Here is a 12,384-nt window from a genome sequence, read left to right on the forward strand (position 1 = left end):
TTTTAAGCCTAACTCTTTTCGAAAAAATACCTATCGATCAATTGGTTAAAAATACCGATGTGCAAATAACCATGTCGAACAATAATAACCAACTGAATCTATTCAATTAAATCTCCGGACACTTCTGAGCCAAAATATATCGCTTGAATTATTAGGTGAGAAACTAAAACTCAGTGACGATGTTTTAATTAGTAATATCCGCTGGTTTATTACCTTTCGTTGGGCATTGATTGCCACACTAGTTTTTTTCGAGATCCTGATGCTGTCGTCATCAGATGCACTGGCGCAGCTAGGTATCAGTGAGCAGCAGAAATGGCCAATTGCCGTCATTATCGTGCTGGTTGTCGCTAATATCGCTTATATCTTCGCACTAAATCATGGTAAGTCTAGTAAATATAACTCGCCCTCTGTTAATTTGTGGGTGCAAATCATTATTGATCTGTTCTGCCTATCCGTTGTCGTTCATTATATTGGTAGCACTACTACACCAATTTCCTTCTTCTACGTGCTACATATTGCACTGGCCTGTATCTTTTTTTCTACCCGTGAAAGCCTATATGTAACCATATTAGTCTGTTTAATGGATACGATAGTTATCGTTGTTGATAACTTTCTGATCATTCAATCGCCACTTTCAACTTTGATAAGCAATCATATTCTTTCTGAAAGTTCACGTAGAGATGGCGCAATAGTATGGATGTTTTTTCTCGATGCCTTATTTCTTATCGTCTGGTATGTTGTATCGAGACTTTCCTTAATCGTTCGCGCCCATGAACGCCATATAGTTGATGCCTATAAACAAATCAATCAGGCACAAGTAGAAAAAGATCAATATGCATTGCTGATCACACATCAACTAAAATCCCCGTTGGATGCAATTCGTAGCAAAATAAATTTGATAAACGAGGGCTATTTGGGAGAAACGACACCTGAAGTAAGTAAAGCGCTTGAACAAATGGATGTTCGGGCAAAGAATATGTCCGGCTTAATACTTGATTTACTCCGATTAGAACGACTAAAAGATACTTGTCTAGACACGGCTATTTTCGAGTCTGTTGATATTCAGACCGCGCTTCAGAAATGTCTTGAAAAAATAACTCCCGTTGCTAATTCTAAAAACGTTGCGCTCAATTTATCGATCGATAACTTTACTTGTAAGGTAATCCCTGATCAGCTTGGGATACTTCTTGAAAATATTATTTCCAATGCGATTACCTATTCTCATGATAGCGGATCCGTTGAAATTACATCAACTGTCAATCGGCCTAATCAAAGTGCCGAAATCACCATAACCGATCATGGAATTGGGATTGATAACAAAGATCTGCCGAATATATTTAATGAGTATTTTTATTCACCTAGAGCCGCTCTTCATAACAAAGCAACCAGCGGAATCGGTTTGTCTATCGTGAGAATTGCAGCAGAAAATAATAAATTGAAAATCAAAGTCACCAGCGAACCAGGAATGGGTACTACTTTCACTGTGATATTTAGTAATGTCGAATCACCTGATAAATATTAGAAAACTCAAGCCGCACTAAAATCAGTGATGCGTCCTTGACGCAGGATAAATTTATTCAACTCTGCTGTGCTGCCAATAGCGGCGGTGTAGTTTTCTCCAGCTAGCAACAGACCACCCATCGTCTGCAAAGCGAAGTACAATAGCGCCATCTCGATCACTACGTAGCAATTGACTTCCCGAATTGTAATAGCGCGCCATCACTGTTTCACGCGGATGACCGTAGCGATTCTGATAGCCCATGGTGAATATTGTCAGCGAAGGATTCACTCTTTGTACAAAAGCAGTGGTCGAAGAAGTATGACTGCCATGATGCGGCGCAACCAATACTGTTGCAGGAAGCTTGTCACTGACGCGAGCGAGTAATGCTTGCTCATCCTTTCCTTCAATATCAGCCGGAAGCAATACACTACCATGATCTGATGTAATTTTTAATACACAACTATTTGCATTGATTGTGCGATGTGGATTTCCATAATCTTGTTCCAATGGATGCAGCAATTCAAAATATACGCCATCCCATTGCCAGAATTGACCAGCTCGGCACTGCTCTTTATGGGGTGAAGCTTGCTGTATTGGATGATGGCTGCGCAAAGACGATAATAGCCTCTTAGTAGGTATCGCCTCCAGTACCGATAAAGCACCACCGCTATGATCCGAATCAGCATGTGATACGATTAAAATATCAAGCTGGCGAATACCTTCCCCACGTAAAAAAGGTACAATAATGCGGCTACCGCTATCTGTTTCACCATAGCCGGGACCGGTATCGAATAACAGTGCATGGTGCTCGGTGCGCGCCACTACTGCCAATCCCTGGCCAACATCCAGAACCGTTAACCATAATTCGCCGGCTTTGGGCTGAGGTGGCTGTGCTAGGAAAACCGGCAGCAATGCAATCACACCCAGCCAGCGTGCCGGGAAACCGGCAAAAAAACCCAGCCAAAAGCTTCCAGGCAGCAATAACCACAGGACTCCAGCAATAGCCACTGCTATTGTCCACATCGGTGGCACATGCTGCTGCCATACCGCATTTGGCATACTGCTCAAAAATTGCAGTAACTGCATGACAATACTTAACACGTCATGTGCTAGCAGCAACATAAAATCAAACATGGGTATTGTCGCCAGTAATGTAAGTGGTACCACTATCAGACTCACCACCGGAATAGCGATGGCATTCGCAATTGGCGACACCAATGACAACTGCTGAAATAAAACCAACAATAGCGGAATGAGTCCCAATGTAATGGCCCATTGAATCCGCAACCAATCACGTAACCAGTGAGCTTTACCAATCCGTCCTACCGTTACCAGCATAATTATGGTAATTGCGCCAAATGATAACCAAAAACCGGGCGCAATGCTTGCCCAAGGATCCAGCAATGCCACCCAAAATAACGCCCATGCCAGCACCCTTGTTGCAGATGTATGATGCCCTCTCCATAACGCGATCGCCACCACAGCCAACATACAGAATGCTCGCTGCGCGGGAATTGCAAAGCCAGACAGCACAGCATAGCTAAAAGCCACTACCAATCCAGCCATGACAGCGGCGCGGCGTGCTGGTAAACGTAATGCGAAATAGGTATTCCAACGCCATAACCAGAATACGCATGCAAATACCATGCTGGATATCATCGTGATATGCAGTCCTGAAATTGCCATCAGATGATTGGTCCCAGTACGGGTAAACATTTGCCACTGATCGCGAGGAATGGCATGTTGATCACCTGTTGCCAGGGTTTTTAATACGCCGGCATAGATTTTATCGGTTAGACTCACGGAAAAACGTTGTTGGATTTCCTCACGAATATGTTCAATCCAATAGTTTGGCCGTTGAACTAACGGATGCAAGCGCTGATTTTCGGCTGATGAACGCACGTATCCGGTTGCTCGAATATTACGTTCCAATGCCCACACTTCATAGTCGAAACCATGTGGATTCATAGTGCCGTGTAGTTGTTTTAGACGCACCGTTACTTGCCAGCGTTCTCCCGCTTTGATAACTGGCAACACCTTCTGATCTAAACCTGCTTGCCCATCTTTATACCAGGACAATGCAATCTTTTTGGGTACGATCGCACCTTCCGTGATCACACGCTCAATATCAAACTGGAAACGCATACTGCGATCATCCTTTTGCGGCATACTGGCCACTACACCGATAACCTGGATATCTTTACGTTCCCATTCGTGAGGTAATGAGTCGGCCAGACGCCAATGCGCCATCGCAGCGGCCCAGAAAAAACCAATTCCCATAAAAAGTAACCAAAACACAATTCTGCTTATCGTTACCGGAATCACCAATTGACAGTAGCGAAACAATCCGATCGCGATTCCCAGCAGCAATAAACTCCACGCCCACTCAATTTCTGGTAATTCAGCTCGCTGCTGCAACAAGCTGGTACCCAAAACAAAAGCAAGAATATTTGATTGCACTAACAAATTTTCTGAACTCCTTTGTCAAGTAAATTTGATTTTAGATCGCTGTATGACATGCCACTTGATCCTCTCATTAAAATTTCCAACACGCCCCATCGAAAGTTTTTATCATCAAATTATAACGTTATCATTTGCAATAATTTGATACTATAGGATTGCAGCGATCTAAACGGATGTATTGCAATTATTACGTCATCCGGATAGGAATAAAAACTTCCAGCTATATGAATAACGCATAGGAAATCGTATGAATCAGCATGACCAGAATGATGCCCAGAGAAGAAAAGATGATGATATCAGGCGTAGCAAACTGGAACTATTCACCGAACTACAAATTTACCAATCTGAGCTAGGAACACAAAACCAGGAGCTTAGAGAGGCACAGCAACAATTGGAAGAATCTCACAACCGCTATGCAAACCTCTATGATTATGCTCCCGTAGGCTATTTGACTGTAGATAAAACCGGACACATCCAGTCCATTAACCTGACTGGCGCCGCTTTGCTGGGAAATGAACGAGAATCTCTTATCGGGAAACTATTTACAGCTTGCTTCTCAGATATCGACCACCAAGCCTTTATCGTCTATCTACAAGAAATTTTCGCTACTGCTGGCAAAACCACGATTGACCTAAAGATTAAAAATGCTGATGAGCAATTAAACTTTATCCGTCTGGAAAGCACAGTTATGTGCGACAGCAGCACATGCCTCATGATCATGTCCGACATCAGTCAGCTTAAAAAAACTGTTAATCTCAATCGCGATCTATTGAATGAGAACCGGCGACTCATGAAAGAATTATTCCGTATTCAGGAAAAGGAGCGACGCATACTTGCCTGCGAACTGCATGATGAACTGGGACAATGGCTAACCGCTATTCGTGCTGAGAATGAAGTAATTCTGAATAGCACGGGAAAAGACTCGATCATTTCCATCAGTGCGCAAGCAATCAAGGAATGTATCCAACAAATGCATGAAGTGATACGTAGCAAGCTTCATAAATTGCGTCCCGTTTTACTGGATACGCTCGGATTATCCGAAGCACTATTCGAACTCAAGAAACAATGGTGTTCTCATCATCCCCAAACTATCCTTGAATTCAGGCTGGAATGCGATCTTACAAATCTTAGTGAACCATTAAATATAGCGGTATTCCGCCTCATTCAGGAGTGCCTCAATAATATCTGCAGTCACTCGGAAGCCACCTGGGCACAGATAAGCCTATGCCTAGAAACTGTTGAAAATTCTGCTGTTGATTTCTTGCTACTGAATATAGAAGACAACGGAAAAGGCTACGACACCAATCAGAAATATATAGGATTAGGACTATTGGGTATGCGTGAACGCGTCATTGCAATGGACGGCACGCTTTCAGTACGTAGTGCACGCAACGAAGGTACAGAAATTAATATTAGGCTACCAATCGAGAACGCAAGCAATGAAAAAAACAATCTCCATTTTACTGATTGATGATCATCCAGTCGTACGTAGCGGATATCGCCGCTTACTTGAAAGCACACTCGATATGCGTGTGGTAGCAGAAGCAGAAAATGGTGAAATAGGCTATCAACTGTATTTAGAACATCAGCCCAATGTCACAATTCTTGATTTAAATATGCCGGGTATCGGTGGACTTGAAACAATTCGCCGGATCAAAGCGCAAGACCCTACTGCACGTATTCTGGTTTTCAGTATGCTGAATAATGCAGCCATAGCGCAACGTTCATTAAAAGCGGGCGCGATTGGATTTATCAGTAAACAAAGCGGAATCGGAGAAATGATTCAGGCTGTTCGTCAAGTCAACTCAGGGGAAATATATATTGAGTCAGAATTTGCTGCATCAACAGCAGTGAATACAACACTTAAAGATACTTGTGATAATCCTTTAGATAGGCTTACCAACCGGGAATTTCAAATATTCAAACTGATAGCAGAAGGAAACTCCAGTGCACAAATTGCGGAACAACTGACCATCAGCCCTAAAACTGTCGGTGTTCATCATGTCAATCTGATGCGTAAACTGCAATTGCAGAATACAACACAACTCATCCGCATGGCAATTGGCCAACATGTCATTTAAGTATTATTTTTGGTTCATCCGGCAAAAGTGCATACTTTTAGTTTCAACCGACAAGAACATAATTGGTTTCATGCAGCTCCATAATTTTGAGTTTAAAGAATTCGACATCTCTGGAACCATAGGCCATTTGTGCAAAGTTTTGAGCTTGTTGCTGGTGCCTTCCAATGGCCCGTTTGATAAACCATTAAAATAGAAATAAGCCAGAATGCCTGAGCGGTGTGCCGCAATAGTTTTAGAGAATTGTTTGAGCATGTTGATATCCGAAGCGGCGGCTTTTTTTACCCATTCGTCCAATGCCTTTTGAACTGAGGTTTTATCCGGATGATGCTAGATATTGCGTAATTCTTCTTTCATGTAATAGGCTGTTACCAAGGGCTCATTGCGCGTGTCATCCAGGTTGTCAGGGTTCTTGAGCAATAGCCAGCGAATGCCCTTAAAAACGGGTTTGCCCAACCCATTTTCTGCTTCTCGTTGCAGATCACGACGCAGTTTTGTCAGCTTTTCATTGAACAGCTTAATAATATGAAAGTGATCGAACACTAGCGTTGCATCTGGGATATTGGCCCGCACCACACTAATGTATGCTGGCCCCATGTCGGTCGTAACCGCTTCAATCCCGATTGCTGCTCACTCTGACTCACGCAGCCGGAGATCATATCAAGTCGATTCAAGTGATTTCTTCTCATTTTATGAATATTTTTACGTCTCGTTTCGCTACTTTGCTTCTGCTTAATGACCGCTTCTTTAATGCTGGATGTCTAAACTTGAGTTAATAAATATTTATAAAATCTTCTTAATAAATCTCCCTAACTTTCCGTAACACAGACAAGCTCTACAGCAATAAAAAATATGACCATGTCATCGTTAGTTAGTTGAGTCCATGTAACCCAATGAATTTTAGGCAAAATATCAATTATTGGTTTTTTAGTTAATAACTTGTTTATCAATGATAACTTGTATTTATTTACAGTGACCAACAATTAACGATGACATAGCCAAAAATATTAATCTAAGGCTACATTCTTCATACTATTGGAATATTTTTAAGATTAATTCTAAACTTTCATGCTCGGCTGTCGTAAAAACAACGGCAAGATGAGAACCATACAAAGCAAGCTGCTTAACAAATCATAAATCAGAGCAATCCTGGCAATACAAAAAATATAGTTTATACGGAGAAAAGAATGGCTGACAAAAATATGAAATTCTTGGTAGTGGATGATTTCTCTACTATGCGTAGAATCGTTCGCAACCTTCTAAAAGAACTTGGTTTTGTCAATGTTGATGAAGCTGAAGATGGCGCAGTTGCACTTCGTAAGCTACAAGATGGTGATTTTGACTTTATTGTGTCGGATTGGAATATGCCCAATATGGACGGATTGACCATGCTTCAGAATGTGCGCGCCAATGAGGCATTGAAAAAGATTCCCGTACTCATGGTAACTGCCGAAGCAAAAAAAGAGAATATCGTAGCTGCAGCTCAAGCTGGAGCAAGTGGCTATATCGTAAAGCCTTTCACCGCAGCGACACTTGAAGAGAAATTAAATAAAATTTTCCAGAATATGGAAAGTAAAGCATCTGTTTAAACGTACATTATCTCTTTTCATAACAAACTACCGAGTCCAAAATGAATACAAAACGTCTTATGAAAACAAAAGCTGATGATGCTTCTCCAGAAACAACCAATTCGAAATCTAAAAAATCTATTCAATTAGCTGATACGTCACCCACACCCGCTATAAAAGCAATTGATGAAAATGAATTAATAACAACTGATAAGAAAGTTATTGATCAGATTGGGCAGTTGACCCGAAACTTACACGACAGTTTACGTGAACTCGGGTATGACAAACGCCTGGAATCGTTTGCAGCTGAAGCACCTGAGGCACAGGATAAGCTAACCTATATTGCTACCAAAACTGAACAAGCGGCTGAGCGCACGCTTAATGCTACCGAGATTGCAATGCCGATCCAAGAAAAACTCTCTGCAGGTGCAATTAATTTATCTGAACAATGGAAACAAGCTCTTGAGATGCATCAATCTAATCCAGATACAGAAAAATTCAAAACATTATTAATCGATACACTTCAGTACCTCGATAAGGTTCCTGAGCAAACTAATGCAACGAATACACAATTGCTAGAAATCATGATGGCACAAGACTTTCAAGATCTGACAGGCCAGGTAATCAAAAAGGTTACGCACATGGTACAGAGTCTAGAAAAGGATCTCCTTGATTTATTACTTGCAAACGTGCCCACCAAGAAAAACATCACTGTAGATGAAGGACTTCTCAATGGACCGGTCACTAACCCAGAGAAAAGAACTGATGTTGTATGCGATCAAGACCAAGTTGATGACTTGCTTGCGAGCCTCGGGTTTTAAATTGTGCACCACTTCAGTTTATTTTCATTTAAGAGCAGTATCCTCTTGCTAGAGTTTTGCACGACAATGTCGTGCAAAACTCTAGGGCATCCCTTGAATATACATACAGAAGATACTGAAACTCGTTTTGACCATCAATTTTAATTTCCTCCATGCTTTGACTTAGCATCAATAGGATTTTCGGTTTCAGGTCTACTCCACAAACAGTTATTATTACTCTCACGAGAAATATTTTCTAATACCATCAAGTGTTGTGCGTATTCTTCAGCCGTTGCTTCAATGATTCTTATGTTGACATTATCCAATTTACTCAGAGCCAGCTGGATCGGTTCAACATATTCCAATTCGATAAGCAAGCTCTCTTGCCCGCGCGTCATAGCCAGATAAACTTCAGCTAATAATTCCGCATCCAGTAATGCACCATGCAGCGTGCGCTTTGAATTGTCTATATTGTAACGTTCACACAGCGCATCCAGGTTATTCCGCTTACCGGGATGAAACTCCTTCGCTAATTTCAATGTATCGGTTATCGACAAACAGTAGTTATCCAGTTTTTCTAAATTGACTAAACCTAATTCATGATTGAGAAACCCAACATCGAAGGGTGCATTATGGATAATAAGCTCGGCATCGCTAATAAAATTCAATAATTCTTTGGATACTTCATGGAATCTGGGTTTATCTTTAAGAAATTCGGTCGTTAGACCATGGACTTTCAAGGCTCCTTCATCACTTTCCCGTTCGGGATTAAGGTAATAGTGAAAATGATTACCAGTAAATTGCCTGTTACATAACTCAACTGCCGCTATTTCTACAATACGATGTCCAAGTTTATGTTCCAACCCTGTTGTTTCGGTATCCAACACAATTTGACGCATAGTAAAGCCCTTAACTAACTAGTCAGAAATTTTCGGAAGCAATCATTTCGACTCCACGGTTAGCCAGTTGATCGGCTCGATCATTATCAACATGGCCCGAGTGACCGCGCACCCAACACCACTCAATCTCGTGTTGCTGCGCTAAGGAATCAAGCAATCTCCAAAGATCCTCATTTTTAACAGGTTTTCTATTGGATGTTCGCCAATTACGTAATTTCCACGAGTCCAGCCATTGACTGATACCTTTCTGAACATATTGCGAATCTGTATGTAAATGTACTTTACAAGGACGCTTTAAAGATTCTAAAGCACGTATTGCAGCAAGCAATTCCATACGATTATTGGTAGTTAATTTCTCTCCACCGAAAATTTCACACTCATGGCCTGCGTATCGCAACAAAGCTCCCCAGCCTCCAACACCAGGATTTCCTTTGCACGCACCATCCGTATAAATCTCAACAACTTTTGAATCTTCCAAAATCATCTTATCGTTGATTCAAATCATCGATCTGATTCAAGTTGTTTGGTGGTCGCTCATCGTTAGAGATTTCTTTAATTTTTTGGGTAGCCGGTACCATTCTTTTCTTGGTATCAAGACAATTTTTCCATCCAGGTTTAATAATCCGCATACCGTGCATATGCTTAATCGCGTGCAAGAAATACACTCCCCCTGAAATTGGCCACCAACGATCCCCTGCTGCTTCCATAAATCCAAATCTCCGACGCCATCTTTCTTGTTTAAATGGAGGTGCATAACAACTTAACCGGCCACCCGCCATCTCGAAATCGAGTAATTTCAACCAATCTTTAAGTCGTGATAACCCTATAAAATTCCCATTCCAGGGAAATTCATGACGTGTTGATTTTAAATAATGGCAGACTCCCCATAAGCTTAAGGGATTAAAACCTGATATAACAATATGACCCTCAGGAATTAATATTCGGTGCACTTCACGCAGAATTTGATGAGGATTGGTATTAAACTCAAGAATATGTGGCAGAATCACAAGATCCATGCTGCTACTTTGAATCGGAAGATAATCAGCAGCAGCACGCAAGGAAACCTGACTCTCAAGTCCCACAGAGAAATGCAAAGGCATTCTGTTCAGACGTAAAAAATTAAATTGGGGCCAACCTATCTGCACAGCATTATAGCCAAAAATATTCACAACTACTTGGTCAAAATAACGTTGCTCGTGCTCAATCAAATATTGACCAAGAGATGAATCAAACCATTTTTGAACATTTTGTTCAGATTTCATTATCTAATTATTCTCACCTGAATTTATTGCATACTTTCTAAATCGCTTAGGCACATCAACTATATAGAATATAATACATGGAAATCACATGCTAAACGTTCATCCGATTCACGCTTTTAGCGATAATTATATCTGGGTAATCCACAATCAGACTCATGCTGCCGTTATCGATCCTGGTATCGCATCTCCTGTTATTGAGTATCTTCTTTCTAAAAAACTGCAATTAAGTGCAATCCTAATTACCCATCATCATCACGATCATACCGGGGGTAATACTGAGTTACTTCAATCATTCGATGTTCCCGTATACGGACCTCACAATGAATCAATTGCAACAGTATCACATCCCTTACGTGAGGGGGATCAAGTCAATCTAGAAAAAATGTCACTCAATCTTATGATAATAGACACTCCCGGACACACTCGCGGGCATATCGCCTATTATGGGTCAAATCCATTCAACATGGTATTTTGCGGCGATACACTTTTTGCTTGTGGCTGTGGGCGAGTATTTGAAGGCACTGCACAACAGATGTATCAATCGTTACAAAAACTCTCGCAACTACCTAGCGATACATTAATTTTCTGTACCCATGAATACACTTTAGGAAATATTCAGTTTGCAAAAGTTGTCGATCCGAAAAATGCAAAACTCATCGAGTTTGAAATTGCGGCGCAAGAATTGCGAAATCGGAATATCCCAACCATTCCTACAACGCTTATTCTAGAAAGAAAAATCAATCCTTTTATACGTTGTGATCAACGAGAAATTATTGCTAGCGCTCAGAATTACTCTGAAAAATCACTTCCAGGCCCTATAGAGGTTTTCACGGTATTACGTGAATGGAAGAATAACTTCTGAAAGAAAGTTCGAAATAAGCTTGAAGTAAATTTTGTTGATATTCGAGATAAGAGGCTGAAAAGGAAGTTTTCTGAGTCAATAGCGACAAAGATTCTTTGTGTGTGCGGTAAGCAATTCGGCGCACTCAGATTGATAATTAGTACGCCAAATTGCCCGATCTCAGAAAGCTTACTACTGGCAAATTAAGCCATTAACCATCTATTTTTTACTTGGTTTAGCAGCACGTAATACTGGGTAGTATTGGGTAAAGACCATATCTTGTGCAGCATTTGCTTTGTGGCAAGCTGCACATGCATCATCAGCTTGGAGTATGCCTTGCTTGGCATCATAAGATTCAAAACCAAAAAATGCCCAATTCCCAGGTTTATCGGCAAAACGTTTGGAATCTTTCACCATCGCAGCAATCCCGTTAAATTCACCTGGGAAATACCCATTCCCGCTGGCGGCTTCTTTTGAACCCACGCTAGTTAATTCTTTAACGATAACAGTTCCATCACGGAATTCACCTGTTTTCTTCCAATGATTCCAACTTGTTGGATCGATGTACACATTATGAAACTCAGGAAATGCAGGTTTTCCATCATTCATATCTTTTGGTGTAACCGGTGCGCCCACAAAAATCCATTCACGGTAATCTTTCGGAGTAAGCAACAAATTGTCCTTAGTGAAACTACCAAAATTATGGTCTTTGCCGTGTGCATGATGTGCATCGGAAGCCATTACTGAGCTTGCCAGTGCAATGGATAGCAATACTGGTGCAATACCACCTAATGACATCTTTTTAAACTGTAACATAATGAGCCCTTAAAATAGTTAAAGAAACACAGAAGTGTCCGGAGATTTAATTGAATAGATTCAGTTGGTTATTATTGTTCGACATGGTTATTTGCACATCGGTATTTTTAACCAATTGATCGATAGGTATTTTTTCGAAAAGAGTTAGGCTTAAAA

At 41.0% G+C, this 12,384-nt stretch carries 11 protein-coding genes and 1 pseudogene; 6 read left to right on the forward strand and 6 right to left on the reverse strand.

The genetic code is table 11. The features are described from left to right. Positions 1–259: 259 nt before the first annotated feature. A complete protein-coding gene (locus QZ942_RS06320; RefSeq protein ID WP_292993841.1) occupies positions 260–1,522 on the forward strand; it encodes a HAMP domain-containing sensor histidine kinase in 1,263 nt (420 codons plus the stop codon). Between the two features lie 51 nt (positions 1,523–1,573). On the opposite strand, the gene QZ942_RS06325 is transcribed toward QZ942_RS06320, so the two are convergent. Further along, entirely contained in the window at positions 1,574–3,961 is a 2,388-nt protein-coding gene (locus QZ942_RS06325; protein ID WP_366836172.1) for a DNA internalization-related competence protein ComEC/Rec2, read from the reverse strand. A gap of 250 nt (positions 3,962–4,211) precedes the next feature. On the opposite strand from QZ942_RS06325, the gene QZ942_RS06330 reads away from it, so the two are divergent. Both QZ942_RS06330 and QZ942_RS06335 read left to right on the forward strand, forming a co-directional pair. Beyond that, positions 4,212–5,435 carry an ATP-binding protein gene (locus QZ942_RS06330; RefSeq protein WP_292993843.1) on the forward strand — a complete coding sequence of 408 codons (1,224 nt, stop codon included), beginning with the start codon at positions 4,212–4,214 and terminating at the stop codon, positions 5,433–5,435. Beyond that, the gene (locus tag QZ942_RS06335; protein WP_292993844.1) at positions 5,404–6,045 is read left to right on the forward strand and encodes a response regulator transcription factor; all 642 of its coding nucleotides are present in this window, start codon (positions 5,404–5,406) and stop codon (positions 6,043–6,045) included. The genes QZ942_RS06330 and QZ942_RS06335 overlap by 32 nt, the downstream gene beginning before the upstream one ends. Positions 6,046–6,048: 3 nt before the next feature. Here the strand turns inward: QZ942_RS06335 and QZ942_RS06340 are convergent. Continuing rightward, positions 6,049–6,666: pseudogene (locus QZ942_RS06340) on the reverse strand (transposase). Between the two features lie 563 nt (positions 6,667–7,229). Here QZ942_RS06340 and cheY point away from each other — a divergent pair. Further along, positions 7,230–7,631, forward strand: coding sequence for a chemotaxis response regulator CheY (gene cheY / locus QZ942_RS06345; RefSeq protein ID WP_292993845.1), 402 nt, complete (start codon positions 7,230–7,232; stop codon positions 7,629–7,631). 41 nt (positions 7,632–7,672) lie between these two features. Further along, positions 7,673–8,431 (forward strand): protein phosphatase CheZ, encoded by a 759-nt coding sequence (cheZ, locus tag QZ942_RS06350; RefSeq protein WP_292993846.1) that lies wholly within the window; start codon positions 7,673–7,675, stop codon positions 8,429–8,431. Positions 8,432–8,571: 140 nt separating this feature from the next. Here cheZ and dnaQ read toward each other — a convergent pair whose 3' ends face one another. From dnaQ to QZ942_RS06365, 3 genes are read right to left on the reverse strand one after another with little or no spacing between them, the layout of a single operon-like run. Further along, entirely contained in the window at positions 8,572–9,309 is a 738-nt protein-coding gene (gene dnaQ, locus QZ942_RS06355) for a DNA polymerase III subunit epsilon (protein WP_292993847.1), read from the reverse strand. Positions 9,310–9,331: 22 nt separating this feature from the next. Further along, positions 9,332–9,793: a ribonuclease HI gene (gene rnhA / locus QZ942_RS06360; protein ID WP_292993848.1), complete on the reverse strand. Its 462-nt coding sequence runs from the start codon at positions 9,791–9,793 to the stop codon at positions 9,332–9,334. Position 9,794: 1 nt separating this feature from the next. Further along, complete coding sequence (locus tag QZ942_RS06365) at positions 9,795–10,571, reverse strand: methyltransferase domain-containing protein (protein ID WP_292993849.1); 777 nt, start codon at positions 10,569–10,571, stop codon at positions 9,795–9,797. 88 nt (positions 10,572–10,659) lie between these two features. Between QZ942_RS06365 and gloB the strand changes: the two genes are divergently transcribed. Further along, entirely contained in the window at positions 10,660–11,433 is a 774-nt protein-coding gene (gloB, locus tag QZ942_RS06370) for a hydroxyacylglutathione hydrolase (RefSeq protein ID WP_292993850.1), read from the forward strand. Positions 11,434–11,631: 198 nt separating this feature from the next. Here the strand turns inward: gloB and QZ942_RS06375 are convergent, their stop codons facing one another. Further along, positions 11,632–12,228, reverse strand: a complete 597-nt coding sequence (locus QZ942_RS06375) for a cytochrome P460 family protein (protein WP_292993851.1) — start codon at positions 12,226–12,228, stop codon at positions 11,632–11,634. Between the last annotated feature and the right edge of the window lie 156 nt (positions 12,229–12,384).

The sequence above is a fragment of the Nitrosomonas sp. genome, from assembly GCF_021731985.1.
In the GTDB taxonomy this organism is placed as follows: domain Bacteria; phylum Pseudomonadota; class Gammaproteobacteria; order Burkholderiales; family Nitrosomonadaceae; genus Nitrosomonas.

Excerpts from the sequence above, each read along its gene's own strand:
- QZ942_RS06320 (WP_292993841.1), top strand. The coding sequence starts at position 260 with ATGCTGTCGTCATCAGATGCACTGGCGCAGCTAGGTATCAGTGAGCAG.
- QZ942_RS06330 (WP_292993843.1), top strand. The coding sequence starts at position 4,212 with ATGAATCAGCATGACCAGAATGATGCCCAGAGAAGAAAAGATGATGAT.
- QZ942_RS06335 (WP_292993844.1), top strand. The coding sequence starts at position 5,404 with ATGAAAAAAACAATCTCCATTTTACTGATTGATGATCATCCAGTCGTA.
- cheY (WP_292993845.1), top strand. The coding sequence starts at position 7,230 with ATGGCTGACAAAAATATGAAATTCTTGGTAGTGGATGATTTCTCTACT.
- cheZ (WP_292993846.1), top strand. The coding sequence starts at position 7,673 with ATGAATACAAAACGTCTTATGAAAACAAAAGCTGATGATGCTTCTCCA.
- dnaQ (WP_292993847.1), bottom strand. The coding sequence starts at position 9,309 with ATGCGTCAAATTGTGTTGGATACCGAAACAACAGGGTTGGAACATAAA.
- rnhA (WP_292993848.1), bottom strand. The coding sequence starts at position 9,793 with ATGATTTTGGAAGATTCAAAAGTTGTTGAGATTTATACGGATGGTGCG.
- QZ942_RS06365 (WP_292993849.1), bottom strand. The coding sequence starts at position 10,571 with ATGAAATCTGAACAAAATGTTCAAAAATGGTTTGATTCATCTCTTGGT.
- gloB (WP_292993850.1), top strand. The coding sequence starts at position 10,660 with ATGCTAAACGTTCATCCGATTCACGCTTTTAGCGATAATTATATCTGG.
- QZ942_RS06375 (WP_292993851.1), bottom strand. The coding sequence starts at position 12,228 with ATGTTACAGTTTAAAAAGATGTCATTAGGTGGTATTGCACCAGTATTG.